Origin of the sequence: Xanthobacter pollutisoli (genome assembly GCF_040044995.1) — a bacterium.
In the GTDB taxonomy this organism is placed as follows: Bacteria; Pseudomonadota; Alphaproteobacteria; order Rhizobiales; family Xanthobacteraceae; genus Xanthobacter.
This window is the reverse complement of sequence record NZ_JBDZDP010000011.1, coordinates 22,141-41,814: the sequence shown is the minus strand read 5'-3', so window position 1 is coordinate 41,814 and position 19,674 is coordinate 22,141. Positions and strand designations below refer to the sequence as shown.

The following is a 19,674-nucleotide window of genomic DNA, read 5'->3' as shown; positions in this document are numbered from 1 at the left end:
GGACATGAGCGAGCAAACCGCAACAGGTGGAAGCACCATGGGAGCCACGTCCATGCTCCTCGCCCTCCGGCATGCGGTGCGCATGCTCTCGAACGTGGCGCTGTGGATCTCCGGCGCCGGCCTCATCGCCATGACGGCGGCGGTGTTCTGGCAGGTGATCGGCCGCTATGTGCTGAACGCCTCGCCGAGCTGGACCGAGCCATTGTCCCTCCTGCTCATGAGCTGGTTCATCCTGCTCGGTGCGGCGGTCGGCGTGCGCGAGGGCATGCACCTTGGCTTCGAGATCGGCCTGCATTTCGCCCCGCCGGCGGTGCGCCGGATCATGGAGGTTGCGACCCATGTCCTGGTGATGGGCTTCGGCGCCGCCATGGCCTGGTACGGCTGGGATCTCGCCATGGGCACCTGGAGCGCCAAGATGGCGGGCGTCGACCTGCCGCAGGGCGTGGACTACCTGCCCCTGGTGGGCGGCGGCGCGCTGATCTGCCTCTTTTCCTTCGAGCGCCTCCTCACCGACCTCGTCGAGCGCAGCGTCCCCGCCGTGCCGCTCATGCCCACCCACACGGTCGAATGACGCAGGAAGGACAGACCTTATGGCCATCACCATCCTGTTCGGCGTCTTCGCCCTTCTGCTCCTCATCGGCACGCCGGTCGCCTTCTGCCTCGGCCTCGCCTCTCTCGCGACCGTGCTCTACATGGGGCTGCCGCCGGTGGTGGTGTTCCAGCAGCTGAATTCCGGCATGAACGCCTTCTCCATGCTGGCGATTCCGTTCTTCATCTTCGCCGGCGACCTGATGATGCGAGGCGGCATCGCCGACCGCCTCATCGGCATGGCGGCGAGCCTCGTCGGCCATCTGCGCGGCGGCCTCGGCCAGGTGAACGTGGTGGCCTCCACCCTGTTCGGGGGCATCTCGGGGTCGGCGGTGGCGGATGCCTCGGCCATCGGCGGCATCATGATTCCGCAGATGGCGCGCCACGGCTACGCCAAGGACTATGCGGTCAACGTGACGGTGAACTCGGCCATCATCGCGCTGATGATCCCGCCGTCACACAACATGATCATCTATTCCCTGTCCGCGGGCGGCACCATCTCCATCGCCGACCTGTTCACCGCCGGCATCGTGCCCGGCATACTGCTCGCCGCCGCGCTGATGATCACCGCCTATGTGGTGGCCCTGCGCCGCGGCTACCCGGCCGGCACCTTCCCCGGCTGGTATGCGGTGCTGCGCGCCGTCGTCGCGGCGGTGCCGGGCATCCTGCTCATCGGCATCATCTTCGGCGGCGTCCGCTCGGGCATCTTTACCGCGACGGAAAGCTCCTGCATCGCGGTGATCTATGCGCTCCTGGTGACCACGCTGGTCTATCGCGAGATGGACTGGTCGGGCTTCGTGGAGGCGACGCTGGGGGCGGTGCGCACCACCGCCATGGTGCTGCTGGTGATCGGCACGGCAGCATCCTTCGGCTGGCTCATGGCCTTCCTGCAGGTTCCGAAGGCCACCATCGAGGCCATGCAGGCCCTGTCGTCCAACCCCTATGTGATCCTGCTTCTCATCAACATCATCCTCCTCATCCTCGGCACCTTCATGGACATGGCGCCGATGATCATCATCTGCACGCCCATCTTCCTGCCGCTGGTGAAGGCCTTCGGCATCGACCCGGTGCATTTCGGCGTGATCCTGATCCTCAACGCCGGCATCGGCCTGAATACGCCGCCGGTGGGGTCGGTGCTGTTCGTGGGCTGCGCGGTGGGCAAGATCACCATCGGCGAAGCCATGAAGACCATCTGGCCGTTCTTCGGCGCCTCCGTCGCGGTGCTGATGATCGTCACCTACGTGCCGGCGGTGTCGCTCTGGCTCCCGGCCATGTTCCGCTGACCCGCCCACTTTAATCCCGAGCGGGCGCGGCGCGCCCGGACTTGCTGCGAGACCCATCCCATGATGATCGACGTGCGCCATGTGCATCACCAGGACGCGGTGAAGAGCTTCGACACCGAGGCGTTGCGCAGGAATTTCCTGGTGGAGCGGATGTTCGAGCCCGGCAAGGTGCTGCTCACCTACAGCCACGTGGAGCGCTTCGTCATCGGCGGTGCCACGCCCGGCACCGTGCCTCTGGCGCTGGAGAGCGACAAGGCCACCATAGGCTCGCCCAATTTCCTCGACCGGCGGGAGCTCGGCATCTTCAACATCGGCGGTGCAGGTACGGTGAGCGTGGACGGCGAGGCCTTCGCCCTCGGCCACCGCGACGCGCTCTACGTGCCCATGGGCACGAAGGCGGTGACTTTCGCCTCCGACAGCGCCGACGCCCCGGCCCGCTTCTACCTGCTCTCCACCCCCGCTCACGCCCGCTACGCGGCGAAGGTGGTGCGCGTCGCAGAGGCGAAGTCCATGCCGCTCGGCGACAACGCCACGGCCAACAAGCGCACCATCTACCAGATGATTCACCCGGACGTGGTGAAGTCGTGCCAGCTCGTCATGGGAATGACCCAGCTCGAGGAGGGCAATGTGTGGAACACCATGCCCTGCCATGTCCATGACCGGCGGTCGGAGGTCTATCTGTATTTCGATCTCGCCGCCGATGCCCGCGTCATCCACCTGATGGGCGAGCCGCAGGAGACCAAGCACATCGTGGTGGCGGACGGGCAGGCGGTGATCTCCCCGCCCTGGTCCATCCATTCGGGCTGCGGCACCCGCGCCTATACCTTCATCTGGGGCATGGGCGGCGACAATATCGACTATACGGACATGGACATGGTGGCCATGGACCAGCTGAAGTGAGCACGGCCGCCATGGACCGGTCTGTCAGCCCCTTCGACCTGACCGGCCGCCGCGCCGTCGTCACCGGCGCGAACACCGGCCTCGGCCAGGCCATCGCCGTGGCGCTCGGCGCGGCCGGCGCCGATGTGGTGGGAGTCGGCCGCTCCGCCATGGACGAGACGGCGGATCTGGTGCGCGCCACCGGTGCCGCCTTTTCCGCCGTGGCCGCCGATCTTTCGAGCGTTGAGCCCATCGCGCGCGTGGTTGCCGAGGCGGGCGAGGGTGGGCGCATCGACATTCTCGTCAACAATGCCGGCATCATCCGACGCGCCGATGCCATCGACTTCACCGAGAAGGACTGGGACGACGTGATGAACGTCAACCTCAAGTCCAGCTTCTTCCTCACCCAGCAGGTGGCCAAGGGCATGCTGGCGGACGGCAAGGGCGGCAAGGTCATCAACATCGCCTCGCTCCTCTCTTTCCAGGGCGGCATCCGCATTCCCTCCTACACCGCCAGCAAGAGCGGCCTTGCGGGGCTCACCCGGCTGCTCGCCTGCGAGTGGGCGGGCCGGGGCATCAATGTGAACGCCATCGCGCCCGGCTACTTCGTCACCAACAACACGCAGGCGCTGCGCGAGGACGAGGCTCGGAATGCCGCCATCCTGTCCCGCATTCCGGCGGGCAAGTGGGGCGATCCCTCCGACCTCGGGGGAGCGGCGGTGTTCCTCGCGTCCAAGGCGGCGGATTATGTCCACGGCATCGTGCTGCCGGTTGATGGCGGCTGGCTCGCGCGCTGAGCCGAGGGGGAGAAGGATCATGAGCGAGAAGGGCAACGTCTTCGCCTTCGCCGACGCGGCCGAGGTGGAGGTGCTGGACGAGGTGGTGAGCCGGCAGATCCTCACCTTCAACGACGAGATCATGATGGTGCGCGTCATCTGCCGGAAGGCGGGGCCGGCCGGCGTGCCGCACAGCCATCCTCACGTCCAGATCACCAGCGTTGAGAGCGGCATGTTCGAGCTGACCATCGGCGGGCGCACCGAGCGGCTGAAGGCCGGCGACAGCTTCTACGTGCCGTCGGGCGTCCATCACGGCGCCATCTGCATCCAGCCCGGCGTGCTGGTGGATGTGTTCACGCCCATGCGGCAGGACTTTCTCAAGCCCACCTGACCGACGCGCCTCAGGGGCCCTTGCCCGTATTGCCCTTGACGGACCCGGCGGCCGCCCCGAGTCGTCGGAGCATGGCGTCGGGATCGGACGCGGCGATGCGGAAAGTCTTCACCCGCGCGGTGGCGCCGGACGTCAGGCGGACCTGGGAGGCCGCCACCCCGGCGGCCGCGGCGATGACCTTCGCGACCGCCGCCGTGGCCGCTCCGTCTTCCGGGACAGCCCGCACCCGGACCTTCAGGATTTCCCGGCCGTCCGACAGCACGGCCACCCCGTCGAGGGCATCGCGGCCACCGCGGGGTGTGGCGCGGATCGTCACCTCGACACCGTCCGCCACGACCCGCGCGAAGGCCACGCGTCAGAACACGTAAGGGTAAATGTAGTAGGCGATCACCTGCTGGAGGAAAAAGATCAGCAGGATCAACACCATCGGCGAAAGGTCGATACCGCCGAGATTGGGCAGGATGTTGCGGATCGGCGCGAGTACCGGCTCGGTAACGCGGTACAGGAATTCGCCCACATTCCGCACGAAGGAATTGTAGGGATTGACCACGTTGAACGCGACCAGCCACGACAGCACGGCCGCCGCGATCAGGATCCAGACGTAAAGTTGAAGGACGACGAGGATGACGTCGAGCAGGGCGCGCATCGTCGGAACGGTCTCCGGGGGAGGTGGCGGATCAGCAATAGCGCCCCGGACCCTCTGCGAACAAGGCCGCGCCGCAACGGGCGCGGCGCTCGGCCTGCGTCAGCCGGTCGCGTCCTGGTCCTTCGGCTCGTCGGGATCGGGCAGGGCGCCCGCGCCGGGGGTGCGTTCGTTGTCGGTCAGTCCAGGTCGGGCATGCGGACCCGCGGCGGGTTCCTCCTTCGTCGCTTTCTCGGCGGCGTCCGGCTTTCCGGGATTGGACTCGGGCGCCTCCTGCTCGGGCTTTGCGGGGGCAGCCTTGCGCCGATGAAGTTCTTCTACGGCCATGACGGCCTCCTTGATGTCACCACGATTTAGAGACAACGCTGCCGGTCCCGATCCGTTGCAGTCCGCCACCCGGCCGGACGGCCTCCGGGCACCGACGGACAGCTTGACTTGCCCGCCCGGCAAAGGCAGCTTCCGGCCGCTTCCGGGGGGCCTCGACCTCCTCCAACCTCACGGACCCCCATGCGCAGCTATCTGGACTTCGAGAAGCCGGTTGCCGAACTCGAGGCCAAGGTCGAAGAGCTGCGCGCGCTCGCGTCTTCCGGCGATGGCGTCGCGATCACCGACGAGGTGCTGAAACTCGAGGGCAAGGCCCGCGACGCGCTGGTGGCGCTCTACGCCAACCTCACGCCCTGGCAGAAGACGCTGGTGGCCCGCCACCCGCAGCGGCCCCATTTTGCCGACTTCGCCCGCGGCCTGTTCGAGGATTTCACGCCGCTCGCCGGCGACCGCAAGTTCGGCGAGGACGAGGCGATCATCGGCGGCTTCGCGCGGTTTCGCGGCGAGGCGGTGTGCGTCCTCGGCCACGAAAAGGGCTCCTCCACCGAAACCCGCATCCGGCACAATTTCGGCATGGCGCGCCCCGAGGGCTACCGCAAGGCGGCCCGCATCATGGAGCTTGCCGACCGCTTCGCCATTCCGCTGATCTCGCTGGTGGATACCGCCGGCGCCTATCCCGGCATCGGCGCCGAGGAGCGGGGCCAGGCCGAGGCCATCGCCCGCTCCACTGACGCCTGCCTCTCGCTGGCGGCGCCCAATGTGGCGCTCATCATCGGCGAGGGCGGCTCGGGCGGGGCGATCGCCATCGCCACCGCAAACAAGGTGTTGATGATGGAGCACGCCATCTACAGCGTGATCTCGCCGGAAGGCGCAGCCTCCATCCTGTGGCGCGACACCGCCAAGGCGCAGGATGCCGCCACCAACATGAAGATCACCGCCCAGGACCTGCTCCGCTTCGGCGTGATCGACGGCATCGTCAAGGAGCCCGCGGGCGGCGCGCATCGCGATGCGGATGCCGCCATCGCCGCGGCGGGCGACGCCATCGCCGAAGCGCTGGGTGCGCTGGCCGGAATGGACGGGACCGCGGTGCGCAAGGCGCGGCGCGACAAGTTCCTCGCCATCGGCAGGTCGCTTTAACCATGTCGGCACGGCATGAGGGACAAGCGTGCGCCGCTCCTCATCTTGGCCGCATTTGCCTTATTTTCTCCATCGGTGCCAGCACGGCGGCGGTAACGTCCCGTCAAGGGCGGGGGGCTAGCCTTATCGGTCGCATGGCCGGTGTGGACCCAGGAGCAGCGTGTTGAGCCGTTTTGCCTTCAGCCGTCTTTCGTCCCGGTTCCGCATGGTGGCCCTCGCCGGCTGCGCGGCGCTGGTGCTCGCGGGCTGCAACGCCACAGATTCCGAGGTGGCGCGCAAGGCCAACAAGCCGTTGTCTCCGGAGATGGTCTCTCTGATCGCCAAGAAGGACATGGCGCCGTCGAGCCCCATCCTGGTGCGCATCTTCAAGCAGGAATCTGAGCTTGAGGTGTGGAAGGTGGCCAATGACGGCAGCTACGCGCTGCTGAAGACCTATCCCATCTGCCGCTGGTCAGGAGAGCTGGGCCCCAAGGTGGGAACGGGTGACAGGCAGGCGCCGGAGGGCTTCTACACGATCACCCCCGGCCAGATGAACCCGAATTCCAGCTATTATCTGGCGTTCAATCTTGGCTTCCCGAACGCCTATGACAAGGCTTACGGGCGCACCGGCGACTTCCTTATGGTGCACGGCGACTGCTCGTCCTCGGGCTGCTATGCCATGACCGACGACCAGATTTCCGAAATCTTTTCCCTCGCCCGCGAGAGCTTCGCCGGCGGCCAGCGCGCCTTCCAGGTGCAGGCCTATCCCTTCCGGATGACGGCGAAGAACCTCGCCCGCTACCGCAATAACCCCAATATGGCCTTCTGGCGGAACCTGAAGCAGGGCTACGACCACTTCGAGGTGACCAAGCAGGAGCCGAAGGTGTCGGTCTGCAACCGCACTTACGTGTTCGACGCCACGCCGGCGCCGGGCCGCTCTTTCGAGGCCAGCCAGGCCTGCCCGCCCTATCAGGTGCCGGAGCAGATTGCCTCGGCGGTGGCTTCCAAGCAGCGTTCGGACGACGCGCAGGTGGCGGCGCTCGCCACCACCTCTCCCGTGGCCCCGGTGAAGACCGGCGCCGATGGCGGCATGCACCCCGTGTTCCTCGCCAAGCTCAAGGAGCGCGAGACCGGCCAACTCTCCTATACCCAGGCGCCCGGCCGCCTGCCTGAGTATGTGAACCCGCCGAAGGAGACGCCGGCCAAGCTCCAGGCCGACGCGCTGATGCGCGCCGATGACGGCGACGGCGCCCCGGCCACCACCGGCAGCACCGGCGCAGCGGCAGCACCGGCTGAGGCCCCGGGCGCCCCGGCCAAGCCCCTCCCGTCGCCGAAGCCGACGGCGGTCGCAACCAGCTCCTATTCCCAGTAGACCGAGGCGCCTACCGCTTCGGCGGGCCGCGCTGGCGCGCTCCTTGCCGGCCGTAGGAGGTTGAGCTTAGGCTCGCCTCGGGAACGCTGGGGGAGGCGGGGAATGGGGCATGGTGCGTGGTGCCGACCGATGGCCGCCCTCACGGCAGTCGTCGGCTGGGCGGCGCTGATCCTCCAGCTGGTTATCGTGGTCCAGACGATGGCCGCCGCCGGCCAGGGCTTCGGCCCGGCGCTGTGGCGCTTCCTCGGCTTCTTCACGGTGCTCACCAACCTCGGCGTCGCCATCGTCGCCACCGAGATCGCGCTGGGCGGGCTGCACGCGCTCACCGGGGCACGGGCGCGGTTGACGGCGGTGGTTTCCATCGTGCTGGTCGGGATCATCTATGCGTTGCTGCTACGCCACGTCTGGAGCCCGCAAGGCGCGCAATTGGTCGCCGACCGCCTGCTGCATCAGGCGGTGCCGGTGCTGTTCCTGATTGTCTGGCTGCTTGGGCCCCACGGGCGATTGCGGCTGGCCGATACCCCATGGGCCATGGCGCCACCACTGGCCTATCTCGTCTATGCGCTGGCGCGCGGTGAGGCGGACGGCTGGTACGCCTACTGGTTCCTCGATCCGGCCAAGCTCGGGGCCGAGAAGATGGCTCAGAATGCCGTGGTGCTGGCGGTCGTGTTCTTCGTCACCGCGCTGATCTTCGTGGGGATCGACCGGGCGATCGGCCACCGGCGCGGCTGAGCCTGCAGGCCGTGGCCCGGCGCGGGATGACCGCGCCGGGGGTGCCACCTCAGCCGAAGCGGCCGTGGCAGTGCTTGAACTTCTTGCCCGAGCCGCAGGGGCAGGCCTCGTTGCGGCCGACCTTGCCCCAGGTGGACGGATCGTCGGGATCGCGCTCCGCCACCGCCACGTCCCCCGACAACAGGGGCTCCGGCCGTTGCCCAAGGGCGGCGCCGACGCTGGACATCTCGTCCTCGCCCGTGAAGGGGTCGACGTGGTGCGCCTCCATGGCGGGCAGTTCGTCCGTCATGGGCGGCTGGGCGACGATTTCGACCCGCATGAGCTGGGCGGTGACGATCTCGCGCAGGCGGTTCAGCAGCGCGGAGAAGAGGTTGAAAGCCTCGGACTTGTATTCGTTGAGCGGATCGCGCTGGGCGTAGCCGCGCAGGCCCACCACCTGCCGCAGGTGGTCGAGCATGGCGATGTGCTCGCGCCACAGATGGTCGAGGGTCTGGAGAAGGATGGACTTCTCCACATAGCGCATGATGTCCGGCCCGTACTGGGCGGTCTTGGCGGCCATCCATTCGTCGGCGCGGCGGATGATGCGCTCGGTCACCTCGGGCCCGGCGATGCCCTCCTCCTTGGCCCAGTCCTTGACCGGCAGGTCCAAAGCGAGGACTTCCTTGAGAGCCTCGTCGAGGCCGTCCACGTCCCACTGCTCGGGATAGGCATTCTCGGGGATGAACTTGGCGACGAGCTCGGTGATGAGGGCGTGGCGCATGTCCTCCACGGTCTCGGCCACATCGTCGTCGTTCATCAGCTCCACGCGCTGCTCGAACACCACCTTGCGCTGGTCGTTGAGCACGTCGTCATACTTCAGGAGGTTCTTGCGGATGTCGTAGTTCCGCGCCTCCACCTTCTGCTGCGCCTTCTCCAGCGCCTTGTTGATCCAGGGATGGATGATCGCCTCGCCTTCCTTGAGGCCGAGGCGCTGCAGCATGCCGTCGAGCCGGTCCGACCCGAAGATGCGCATCAGGTCATCTTCGAGCGACAGGAAGAACTTGGAGTGGCCGGGGTCGCCCTGGCGGCCCGAGCGGCCGCGCAGCTGGTTGTCGATGCGCCGGCTCTCGTGGCGCTCGGTGCCGAGCACGAAGAGCCCGCCGGCGGCCAGCGCTTTCTGCTTCAACTCCTCCACCTCGGCGCGGATCTTATCCTCGGCGGCGGTGCGCTCCGCCCCCTCGGGAAGGTGTTCCAGCTCGCTCGCGATGCGCATGTCGGCGGAGCCTCCGAGCTTGATGTCGGTACCGCGGCCGGCCATGTTCGTGGCGATGGTGATCGCCCCGGGCACGCCCGCCTGCGAGACGATATAGGCCTCCTGCTCGTGATAGCGCGCGTTCAGCACTGCGAAGGCCTTGCCGGAGCGGTCGTGGGCGAAGGCGTTGGGGTCGCCGAAGTCGATCTGGTGGAAGCCGGCCTGCTTGAGCAATTCCGCCAGAAGCTCGGACTTCTCGATGGAGGTGGTGCCCACCAGCACCGGCTGGCCGCGCTGCGAGCAATCCTTGATGAGCTCGATGATGGCGGCGTATTTCTCGCTCGCGGTGCGATACACCTCGTCGTCGTCGTCGACGCGGGAGATCGGCACGTTGGTGGGGATTTCCAACACCTCGAGCTTGTAGATGTCGGAAAACTCCGCCGCCTCGGTGACAGCGGTGCCGGTCATGCCGGCGAGCTTCTCGTAGAGGCGGAAATAGTTCTGGAAGGTGATGGAGGCGAGGGTCTGGTTCTCCGGCTGGACCTGGACGCGCTCCTTGGCCTCCAGCGCCTGGTGGAGGCCTTCCGAATAGCGTCGTCCCGGCATCATGCGGCCGGTGAACTCGTCGATGATCACCACCTCGCCGTTGCGCACGATATAGTCCTTGTCCCGCTGGAACAGGGTATGCGCGCGCAGGGCCTGGTTGACGTGGTGGACCGCCGAGACGTTTTCGATGTCGTAGAGGCTCTCGGTCTTCAGGATGCCGGCTTCGGCCAGCATCTGCTCCATCTTCTCCATGCCCGCTTCCGTCATGGTGACGGAGCGCTGCTTCTCGTCCACCTCGTAGTCTTCCTTGGAGAGGCGGGGAATATAGAGATCGATGGTGTTGTAGAAGTCGGACCGGTCGTCGAGCGGGCCGGAGATGATGAGGGGCGTGCGCGCCTCGTCGATGAGGATCGAGTCCACCTCGTCCACGATGGCGTAGAAGTGCGGGCGCTGCACCATCTGGGCGCGCTCGTACTTCATGTTGTCGCGCAGGTAGTCGAACCCCAGCTCGTTGTTGGTGGCGTAGGTGACGTCGCAATTGTAGGCGTCCCGGCGCTCGTCGTCGTCGAGGCCGTGGACGATGATGCCGGTGGAGAGGCCGAGGAAGCGATAGAGCTTGCCCATCCACTCGGCGTCGCGCTTGGCGAGATAATCGTTCACCGTCACCACGTGCACGCCCTTGCCGGCGATGGCATTGAGGTAGACGGGGAGGGTCGCGACCAGCGTCTTGCCTTCGCCGGTCTTCATCTCGGCGATGGAGCTGTCGTGCAGCACCATGCCGCCGATGAGCTGCACGTCGAAATGGCGCATGCCGAGCGCGCGCTTGGCGCCCTCGCGGACGGTGGCGAATGCGGGCACCAGCAGGTCGTCGAGGCTCGTTCCCTCGGCGAACTGGGTGCGGAACATCTCGGTCCGCGCGCGCAGCGCGTCGTCGGAGAGGGCTTCGAGCTCCTTCTCCAGCGCATTGATGGCCTGGACGCGGGGACGGTAGCCTTTCACCCGGCGATCGTTCGCGGAGCCGAAGAGCTTGCGGGCAAGTCCACCTAACATGGGTTTCTCTGTTCCGTTCCGTCAGGTCTCAAGGAGGGCGGAGACGGGCCGCCGGACCCTCCGGTCAACGATGCGCGCCGTTGGACACCCCCAATGGGGCGTCTTGAAGTCCGACCGGACGGGAAGCGGGCGCAGCGACCAAACGCGCAGCCGCAACCGCACCGCTTCGGCGGGCAGCACACCAAGCGGACACTTATGAACGGGTCGGTGCAATGTCAATGCGAGGCCCCCGCATCGCGCGCCACCATTCGACAAGGGCGACCAACCGACGGCCCGATGTGGCTCTCAGCAAAGCCGCCTGAGCATTCCCTCCACCGGATGGAAAGCGTTGCCATCCTGCACCGCTTCAGCCAAATCCATCCGGCGCAAGCAGGATAGAGCAGGGGCGTTCGTGGACATGCCGAATCCCGGCCTCTAGTATCGCGGCACAATTGGGGGATTAGGAATGGTGGGGGGTATTCAGGTGTTCCGTACGGGACGTGCGGGCCTTGCTCTGTGCGCAGGGCTCACCATGGCGGCCTGCGAGGAAAAGAACACCTATGTGCCGCCTCCGCCTCCCACGGTGACCGTGGCGTCCGTGGTGGAAAAGCCGGTCAGCCGCGTGCTTGAGCTCACCGGCAACACGGCCGCCATCAATTCGGTGGACCTCAATGCCCGCGTCCAGGGCTTCCTGACCGCCATCAATTACAAGGACGGCGCCTTCGCCAAGAAGGGTACCGTGCTCTTCACCATCGAGCAGGACACCTACCAGGCGCAGCTCGACCAGGCGAAGGCGACGCTTGCGTCCAACCAGGCGTCGCAGGTGCAGGCCGAGGCGGAGTACAACCGTCAGGCCCAGCTCGCCAAGCAGGACTTCGCCTCCCAGGCGACCCTCGACCAGGCCCGCGCCAAGCGCGATTCCGCCGTTGCCGGCGTGGCCAATGCGCAGGCCTCGCTCCAGCTCGCCGAGATCAATCTTGGCTACACCCAGGTGGCGGCGCCGTTCGACGGCGCGGTGACGGCGCATTTGCAGGATGTAGGCGCCCTCGTGGGCTACAGCGGGCCCACCAAGCTCGCCACCATCGTGCAGCTCAACCCGATCTGGGTCTGGTTCACCCTGAGCGAGCAGGAAGTCCTGCGAATCAAGGAAAACCTCGCGAAGGACGGGCGTTCGCTCACCTCCCTCACCCACGACATCCCGGACATCCCGATCGAGATCGGGCTGCAGACCGAGACCGGCTATCCCCATCGCGGCCGCATCGACTACATCGCGCCGCAGGTGGATCCGAGCCTTGGCACGCTGACCGTGCGCGGCGTGTTCCAGAACGACGACTTCGCGCTCCTCCCCGGCCTGTTCGCCCGCGTCCGCGTGCCCCTGGGCAAGCCGGCGCCGACCGTGCTGATCCCCGATTCCGCCATCAGCTACAGCCAGCTCGGCCCCTACGTGCTGACGGTCAACGCCGACAACGTGGTCAGCCAGACCCAGATCACCCTCGGCCAGCTCCAGGCCGACGGCCTGCGCGCGGTGTCGAGCGGCCTCACCACCAGCGATCGCATCGTCATCAACGGCATGCAGCGCGCGGTGCCGGGCTCCAAGGTTCAGGCCGAGCAGGGCAAGATCGTCGGCGTCGCGCCGCCCGCTACCGATGACGGCAACAAGCCGCTGCCGAAGCCGGCGGGCGTCGCCCCGGCCAACGCTCCCGCGGTTCCGGCGCCGTCGGTTGCACCCGCGCCGGCCGCTCCCGCCGCTCCGAAGAACTGACCGCCCTCGAACATCAGGCAGCGCCCATGATCTCGCGCTTTTTCATCGAGCGGCCGGTCCTCTCGAACGTGCTCGCTTTGGTGTTCGTGCTCATCGGCCTCGTGTCCTTGATGCGGCTGCCGGTCTCGCAATATCCCAACATCGTGCCGCCCACGGTGTCGGTCTCCACCTCCTATCCCGGCGCGTCGGCCAAGACGCTCATCGACACGGTCGCCCTGCCCATCGAACAGCAGGTGAACGGCGTCGAGGGCATGCTCTACATGCAGTCCTGGTCGGCCTCGGACGGCACCTATACGCTGGTCGTGACCTTCGCCATCGGCTCCGATCCGAACATGGCGCAGGTGCTGGTGCAGAACCGGGTCAACATCGCTCTCGCCTCGCTTCCGGCGGCGGTGCAGAACCAGGGCGTGACCATCCTGCAGAAGGGCACCTCGATCCTCGAGTTCGTGACCCTTATTTCCCCGGACGGCCGCTATGACGGCCTTTTCCTCAACAACTACGCCATCATCAACATCCAGAACGAGCTGGAGCGCGTGGACGGCGTCGCCAACGTTGCGGTGTTCGGCGCCGGCACCTACGCCCTGCGCGTCTGGATGGACCCCGACCGCATGCAGGCGTTTGGCCTGACGCCCACCGACGTCTCCAACGCCATCCAGAAGCAGAGCCAGATCGTCACCCCCGGCCAGCTCGGCATTCCTCCCGCCCCGTCCAACGCGGCCTTCCAGTACACGGTCAACATCGCGGGCCGCCTGGACGACGTGAAGGATTACGAGAACATCATCGTCAAGGTGGACAATTCCGACGGCGGCCGGATCGTCCGCATCCGCGACATCGGGCGGGTGGAGCTCGGCGCGCAGAGCTATTCCAAGGACTTCCAGCAGGACAACAAGCCCGCTGCCGGCATCGGCATCTTCCAGCTCCCCGCCGCCAACGCCCTCGACGTGGCGCAGCGGGTGGCCAAGAAGATGGAGGACCTGAAGAAGGACTTCCCGCAGGGCCTGGACTACGCCATCCCGTTCGACACGACCTTGTTCGTGACCGCCTCCATCGACGAAGTGTGGAAGACCCTGTTCGAGGCCGCGATCCTCGTGCTGGTGGTCATCCTGCTGTTCCTGCAGGACTGGCGCGCCACGCTGGTGCCGGCGACGACCGTGCCGGTGACCATCATCGGCGCCTTCGCCGCCATGGACGCCATGGGCTTCACCATCAACCTCTCCACCCTCTTCGCCATCATCCTCGCCATCGGCATCGTGGTGGACGACGCCATCGTCATCGTGGAAGGCGTGGCGCGGCATATCGAGGAGGGCATGGAGGGCCAGCCGGCCGCCGAAAAGGCCATGGACGAACTGTTCGGTCCGGTGGTGGGCATCACCCTGGTGCTGATGAGCGTGTTCCTGCCGGCCTCGTTCATCCCGGGCCTCACCGGGCAGATGTTCAAGCAGTTCGCGCTGGTCATCGCCGCCACCGCCTTCATCTCCGCCATCAACGCCGCGACCCTCAAGCCCACCCAGTGCGCCCTGTGGCTGCGGCCGCCAGTGCCGCCGGAGAAGCGCAACTTCATCTATCGCGGCTTCAACGCGATCTACGGCAAGGCGGAGCACGGGTACGCCAGCCTCATCGGCCGCATGGTCCATCATTCCAAGCTGATGGTCCTGATCGCCATCGCCCTCATGGCGGTGGCCGGCTGGGGGCTCACCCGCATCCCGACCGCCTTCCTGCCCATCGAAGACCAGGGCTACTTCCTCGCCCACGTGCAGCTGCCGGACGCCTCGAACCTCAACCGCACCAAGGAGGTGCTGGCGGACGTCTCGGAGCGCATCCGCAAGGTCCCGGGCGTGCAGACCGTGCTCGCCATCTCCGGCATCTCGGTGCTCGACAATTCGTCGACCCTCGCCAATGCCGGCGTCACCTACATCACGCTCACGCCCTGGGACGTGCGCTATTCCACCACCGGGCAGGACCTGCTGTCGCTCTACCAGAATCTGAACAAGGCGGTGGCGGACGTGGAGCAGGCCGAGGTGCTCATCCTCGTGCCGCCGGCCATCCAGGGCATCGGCAACGCCGCCGGCTTCACCATGCAGCCGCAGCTGCGCAACGGTAATTTCGACTACCGCCTGCTGGAGCAGATCACCACGTCCATGGTGGACAAGGCGCGGGCGCAGTCCGCCCTCACTCATGTCTCGTCCTCCTTCCGCGCCGGTGCGCCGCAGATCCAGGTGGACGTCAACCGCATCAAGGCCGAGACCCTGGGCGTCACGGTGGGTCAGGTGTTCGACACCATCTCGGCCTATCTGGGCTCGACCTACGTCAACCAGATCAACAAGTTCGGCAACGTTTTCCAAGTCTACATCCAAGCCGAGTCGGGCTACCGGGTGACCCCGGCCGACCTCATGCAGCTGAAGGTGCGCTCGCCCTCGCAGAACGCCATGGTGCCCCTCGGCACCCTGGTGGACATCAAGATGGTGCAGGGCCCGCCGCTGATCTCGCTCTACAACCTCTATCCGAGCTCGTCGGTGGTGGGATCCAACGCGGCCGGCTTCTCGTCCGGCCAGGCCCTCTCGCTCATGGAGCAGATCGCCGCCTCGACACTGCCGCCGGGCACCGGCTTTGAATGGACCGCCATGTCCTACCAGGAGAAGGCGGTCGGCAATCAGATCTATTATGTTTTCGGCCTCGCCATCCTGTTGGTCTATTTCGTCCTCGCCGGACAGTATGAGAGCTGGATCCAACCCCTGTCGGTGATCCTCGCGGTGCCGCTGGCCCTGCTCGGCACCGTGGGCGCGCTCCTCGCCCTCGGGGTGCCCAACAACCTCTATACCCAGATCGGCCTCGTGCTGCTGATCGCGCTTGCCTCCAAGAACGCGATCCTGATCGTCGAATACGCCCGCGAGAAACGGATGGAGGGCATGGACATCATGGATGCGGCGGTGGAGGCCTCGCGCCTGCGGTTCCGCCCCATCCTCATGACCTCCTTCGCCTTCATCCTCGGCGTGCTGCCGCTGGTGTTCGCCACCGGCGCCGGCGCAAACTCGCGCAAGTCCATCGGCATCGCGGTGGTGTCGGGCATGCTGGCCTCCACCTGCCTTGCCGTGCTGTTCGTGCCGTCCTTCTACACGGTGCTTCAGCGCTTCGAGGAAGGGCGCAAGGGCAAGAAGAAGACCGCGCGCGGCCATGCGCCGCCCGAGCCGCCGGAAACGCCCGTCGGTGGTGCCGGCGTGCCGCCGGCTCCCGCATCTGCCTGATCGGGTCGCGGCGGCACTGCTGAAACACCAGGCAACTGCCCCGCAGGTGGGCGGTTGTCGCCGCAAAGTCGCGCTTCCGCCCCATAACAGCCTTGTCTAACCTTGACCACAAACCGCCGCCACACACCGCCCGGCTTGCATCGCAAGCGGGGCGGTAGATAAGTCGTCTCAGATTTCAGGGGGCAATCGTCCGGGCGCCATCCGAAGCAGCCCGGCTCGGCTCTCCTGACCCTCCATTGGGCTGCCGCCCGCAGGACCAGGTGCCATCATGTCGATCCTCGCGAGCCTGCATCACGTCACGAGCTACACCTACGAGCGGCCCGTCGTCCTCGGCCCGCAGACCATCCGGCTGCGGCCGGCGCCCCACAGCCGCACCGACGTTCCGGCCTATGCGCTCAAGATTTCCCCTGCCGAGCATTTCATCAACTGGCAGCAGGATCCCTTCGGCAATTGGCTGGCCCGTATCGTCTTCCCGGAGAAGGTGAAGACCTTCAAGGTGGAGGTCGACCTCCTCGCCAAGCTCGACGTGCTCAACCCGTTCGACTTCTTCGTCGAGGATTATGCCGAGAAGTTTCCCTTCACCTACGCGCCCGAGCTGAAGGCCGAGCTCGCGCCCTATCTGGAGCTGGAGAACGAGGGCGCGCTGTTCGACGCCCTGGTGGCCTCGGTGCCGCGCGAGCCCATGGGCATCGTCGACTTCCTGGTCGGCATCAACCAGCGCCTCCAGCGCGATATCGGCTACGTGATCCGCATGGAGCCCGGCGTCCAGACGCCGGACGAGACGCTGGCGAAGAAGCTCGGCTCCTGCCGCGACACCGGCTGGCTGCTGGTGCAGTTGCTGCGCCACCTCGGCCTCGCCGCGCGCTTCGTCTCGGGCTACCTGATCCAGCTGAAGCCGGACGTCGCCGCCCTCGACGGGCCCTCGGGCACCGACGTGGACTTCACCGACCTCCATGCCTGGTGCGAGGTGTTCGTGCCGGGCGCGGGATGGATCGGCCTCGATCCCACCTCGGGCCTGCTCTGCGGCGAAGGCCACATCCCGCTCGCTGCGACCCCCCACTACCGTTCTGCCGCGCCCATCAGCGGCTACCTCATGGAGAAGGCGGAGACGGAGTTCGGCTTCGAGATGAACGTCACCCGCGTGGCCGAGGCGCCGCGCGTGACGCTGCCCTTCTCGGACGAGACCTGGAGCGCCCTCGACGCCCTAGGACGGAAAGTGGACGAGGATCTCAAGGCCGGCGACGTGCGCCTGACCATGGGTGGCGAACCCACCTTCGTCTCCATCGACGACTACCAGTCGCCCGAATGGAACACCGAGGCCCTGGGCCCGCAGAAGAGGGTGCGCGCCGACGAGCTCATCCGCCGTCTGCGCCGCCGCTTCTCGACCGAAGGCGTCCTGCACTACGGCCAGGGCAAGTGGTATCCGGGCGAAACGCTGCCGCGCTGGTCGTTCGACCTGTTCTGGCGCAAGGACGGCCAGCCCATGTGGCGGCGCGAGGACCTGATCGCCGACGAGAAGGTGAATTACGGCGCCACCTCCGCCGATGCCGAGCGTTTCTGCAAGACGGTGGCGGAGAAGCTCGGGGCCGGGGAACAGTTTGTCCAGCAGGCCTACGAGGACAACATCTATTTCATGTGGAAGGAGCAGTGCCTTCCCGAGAACATCGCCCCCGGCGACGAGCGCATGGCGGACGAGGTACAGCGCCGCATGCTGGCCCGCGCTTTCAATCAGGGCCTGGGCACGCCCTCCGGCTCCGTGTTGCCCCTGCGCCGGGTCGCCACCCCGGAGGGGCCGGCATGGCGCTCGGAGGAGTGGAGCTACCGCCGCGAGTTCCTCTTCCTTATTCCCGGCGAAAGCCCCATCGGCTATCGCCTTCCGCTGGAATCGCTGAAGTATCTGGCGCCGACCCGCTATCCCTACACCGTGCCGGCCGACCCCTTCGAGCCGCGCGGCCCGCTGCCCGACGCCGATGCGGTGGCGGCGCGCTATCGCAGCGCCGCGGACCAGGGCGGGGAAATGCCCGAGGTGCCCTACGACGTGACCCGCGAGCGCTATTCCGTGGCGCCGCGCACCGAGGCCTTCGGCGCCGGCGAGCGGGCCCAGGCGGAGGTGCGCGACTATCTCGCGCGCCACGACACCCAGATCTTCACGGTGGATACGAGGACCGCTCTCTGCGTCGAGCCGCGGGGTGGGCGCCTGTGCGTGTTCCTGCCGCCGGTGGAGGTGCTGGAGGACTATATCGACCTCATCGCCGCCATCGAGCAGGCCGCCATCGAGCTCAACTCCCCGATCCATCTCGAAGGCTATCCGCCGCCCTTCGACTATCGCCTCGACGTGATCCGCCTCTCGCCCGATCCGGGTGTGCTGGAGGTGAACGTGCATCCCTCCAACAGCTGGGCCGGCTGCGTGGAGATCACGCGCATCCTCTATGAGGAGGCGCGGCTCGCCCGCCTCGGCACCGAGAAGTTCATGGTGGACGGTCGCCACACGGGCACCGGCGGCGGCAACCACGTGGTGGTGGGCGGCGCCACGCCGGCCGACAGCCCCTTCCTGCGCCGGCCCGACCTGCTGAAGAGCCTGCTGCTCTTCTGGCAGCGCCATCCCTCGCTCTCCTACATGTTCTCCGGCCTGTTCATCGGCCCCACCTCGCAGCACCCGCGCGTGGACGAGGCGCGCCACGACAGCCTCTACGAGCTGGAGATCGCCTTCTCCAAGATCCCGCTGCCCGGCTCCGGCACTCCGCCTGCGCCATGGCTCGTGGACCGGCTGCTGCGCAACCTGCTGGTGGACGTGACCGGCAACACCCACCGCACGGAAATCTCCATCGACAAGCTCTATTCGCCCGACAGCACGTCGGGCCGTCTCGGGCTGGTGGAATTCCGCTGCTTCGAGATGCCGCCGGACTGGCGCATGAGCCTTGCGCAGCAATTGCTGCTGCGCGCCCTCATCGCCCGGCTTTGGAACAACCCCGTGCAGGGCCATTGCACCCGCTGGGGCACGATCCTGACGGACCGTTTCATGCTCCCCCACTTCGTCTGGGCGGACTTCCTCGACGTGCTGGAGGACCTCGGCGACGCCGGCTATGCCTTCGACCCCGAGTGGTTCCGGGCCCAGTACGAGTTCCGCTTCCCGTCCTTCGGCACGGTCCAGCGCAGCGGCGTGGACGTGGAGGTGCGGCAGGCGCTGGAATGCTGGCACGTGCTGGGCGAGGAGGGAGTCATCGGCGGCACTGCGCGCTACGTGGACTCCTCGGTGGAGCGCCTTCAGGTGAAGGTGGAGGGCTTCAATCCCTCGCGTCACATCCTCACCTGCAACGGCCGCAAGGTGCCGCTGGCCCCCACCGGGCGGAACGGCACGTTCGTCGCCGGCGTGCGCTACAAGGCTTGGCAGCCGTGGTCGGGGCTGCACCCCACCATCCCGGTGCACTCGCCTCTCACCTTCGATGTGGTGGATACCTGGAGCCAGCGCTCGCGCGGCGGCTGCGTCTATCACGTCACCCACCCGGGCGGCCGCAATTATGATACCTTCCCGGTGAACTCCTACGAGGCCGAGGCACGGCGGTTGGCTCGCTTCGTCCCATTCGGCCACACGCCAGGCGCCGCAACGGTGGTGCTGGAGACGGCGCCGGACGAATTCCCCACCACCCTCGACCTGCGCCGGCCGTTCGACGCATGACGCCGCTGCATCACGCCTGAAGAGCGAGCCGCCCGGACGACCGGGGCGGCTCGGTCAAGGACCAGTCCAGCTCGCGCTTCGCCC

Annotated in this window: 15 protein-coding genes; 11 read left to right on the top strand and 4 right to left on the bottom strand. The window is 67.0% G+C overall.

The genetic code is table 11. From position 1 onward, the window contains the following. Positions 1 to 52 precede the first annotated feature (52 nt). The 5 genes from ABLE93_RS18745 to ABLE93_RS18725 are packed head-to-tail and all read left to right on the top strand — an operon-like array spanning position 53 to position 3,917. A complete protein-coding gene (locus ABLE93_RS18745) occupies positions 53 to 571 on the top strand; it encodes a TRAP transporter small permease (RefSeq protein ID WP_348841381.1) in 519 nt (172 codons plus the stop codon). A gap of 19 nt (positions 572 to 590) precedes the next feature. Further along, positions 591 to 1,871, top strand: coding sequence for a TRAP transporter large permease (locus ABLE93_RS18740; protein WP_348841380.1), 1,281 nt, complete (start codon positions 591 to 593; stop codon positions 1,869 to 1,871). A 60-nt stretch (positions 1,872 to 1,931) separates the two neighbouring features. After that, positions 1,932 to 2,771 carry a 5-dehydro-4-deoxy-D-glucuronate isomerase gene (gene kduI, locus ABLE93_RS18735; protein ID WP_348841379.1) on the top strand — a complete coding sequence of 280 codons (840 nt, stop codon included), beginning with the start codon at positions 1,932 to 1,934 and terminating at the stop codon, positions 2,769 to 2,771. Positions 2,772 to 2,782: 11 nt separating this feature from the next. Further along, positions 2,783 to 3,547, top strand: a complete 765-nt coding sequence (gene kduD / locus ABLE93_RS18730) for a 2-dehydro-3-deoxy-D-gluconate 5-dehydrogenase KduD (RefSeq protein ID WP_348841378.1) — start codon at positions 2,783 to 2,785, stop codon at positions 3,545 to 3,547. 19 nt (positions 3,548 to 3,566) lie between these two features. Next, the gene (locus ABLE93_RS18725) at positions 3,567 to 3,917 is read left to right on the top strand and encodes a cupin domain-containing protein (RefSeq protein WP_348841377.1); all 351 of its coding nucleotides are present in this window, start codon (positions 3,567 to 3,569) and stop codon (positions 3,915 to 3,917) included. Between the two features lie 10 nt (positions 3,918 to 3,927). On the opposite strand, the gene ABLE93_RS18720 is transcribed toward ABLE93_RS18725, so the two are convergent. The 3 genes from ABLE93_RS18720 to ABLE93_RS18710 all read right to left on the bottom strand — a co-directional run bounded on the left by ABLE93_RS18720 (position 3,928) and on the right by ABLE93_RS18710 (position 4,887). Beyond that, positions 3,928 to 4,269 (bottom strand): DUF167 family protein, encoded by a 342-nt coding sequence (locus tag ABLE93_RS18720; protein ID WP_348841376.1) that lies wholly within the window; start codon positions 4,267 to 4,269, stop codon positions 3,928 to 3,930. A gap of 3 nt (positions 4,270 to 4,272) precedes the next feature. After that, a complete protein-coding gene (locus ABLE93_RS18715) occupies positions 4,273 to 4,563 on the bottom strand; it encodes a YggT family protein (protein ID WP_348841375.1) in 291 nt (96 codons plus the stop codon). Between the two features lie 99 nt (positions 4,564 to 4,662). Next, positions 4,663 to 4,887: a hypothetical protein gene (locus tag ABLE93_RS18710; protein ID WP_348841374.1), complete on the bottom strand. Its 225-nt coding sequence runs from the start codon at positions 4,885 to 4,887 to the stop codon at positions 4,663 to 4,665. A gap of 180 nt (positions 4,888 to 5,067) precedes the next feature. On the opposite strand from ABLE93_RS18710, the gene ABLE93_RS18705 reads away from it, so the two are divergent. From ABLE93_RS18705 to ABLE93_RS18695, 3 genes are all read left to right on the top strand, one after another. Beyond that, positions 5,068 to 6,021 carry an acetyl-CoA carboxylase carboxyltransferase subunit alpha gene (locus ABLE93_RS18705; RefSeq protein WP_348841373.1) on the top strand — a complete coding sequence of 318 codons (954 nt, stop codon included), beginning with the start codon at positions 5,068 to 5,070 and terminating at the stop codon, positions 6,019 to 6,021. A gap of 163 nt (positions 6,022 to 6,184) precedes the next feature. After that, entirely contained in the window at positions 6,185 to 7,372 is a 1,188-nt protein-coding gene (locus ABLE93_RS18700) for a L,D-transpeptidase family protein (RefSeq protein ID WP_510183055.1), read from the top strand. Positions 7,373 to 7,501: 129 nt separating this feature from the next. After that, positions 7,502 to 8,104, top strand: a complete 603-nt coding sequence (locus ABLE93_RS18695) for a Pr6Pr family membrane protein (RefSeq protein WP_348841372.1) — start codon at positions 7,502 to 7,504, stop codon at positions 8,102 to 8,104. Positions 8,105 to 8,153: 49 nt separating this feature from the next. On the opposite strand, the gene secA is transcribed toward ABLE93_RS18695, so the two are convergent. Further along, on the bottom strand, positions 8,154 to 10,931 hold the full coding sequence (gene secA / locus ABLE93_RS18690) for a preprotein translocase subunit SecA (RefSeq protein WP_348841371.1): 2,778 nt from the start codon (positions 10,929 to 10,931) through the stop codon (positions 8,154 to 8,156). 445 nt (positions 10,932 to 11,376) lie between these two features. On the opposite strand from secA, the gene ABLE93_RS18685 reads away from it, so the two are divergent. The 3 genes from ABLE93_RS18685 to ABLE93_RS18675 all read left to right on the top strand — a co-directional run bounded on the left by ABLE93_RS18685 (position 11,377) and on the right by ABLE93_RS18675 (position 19,590). Continuing rightward, a complete protein-coding gene (locus ABLE93_RS18685) occupies positions 11,377 to 12,672 on the top strand; it encodes an efflux RND transporter periplasmic adaptor subunit (protein ID WP_348841370.1) in 1,296 nt (431 codons plus the stop codon). Positions 12,673 to 12,698: 26 nt separating this feature from the next. After that, a complete protein-coding gene (locus ABLE93_RS18680; RefSeq protein ID WP_348841369.1) occupies positions 12,699 to 15,914 on the top strand; it encodes an efflux RND transporter permease subunit in 3,216 nt (1,071 codons plus the stop codon). A gap of 268 nt (positions 15,915 to 16,182) precedes the next feature. Continuing rightward, the gene (locus ABLE93_RS18675; protein ID WP_348841368.1) at positions 16,183 to 19,590 is read left to right on the top strand and encodes a transglutaminase family protein; all 3,408 of its coding nucleotides are present in this window, start codon (positions 16,183 to 16,185) and stop codon (positions 19,588 to 19,590) included. Positions 19,591 to 19,674 lie beyond the last annotated feature (84 nt).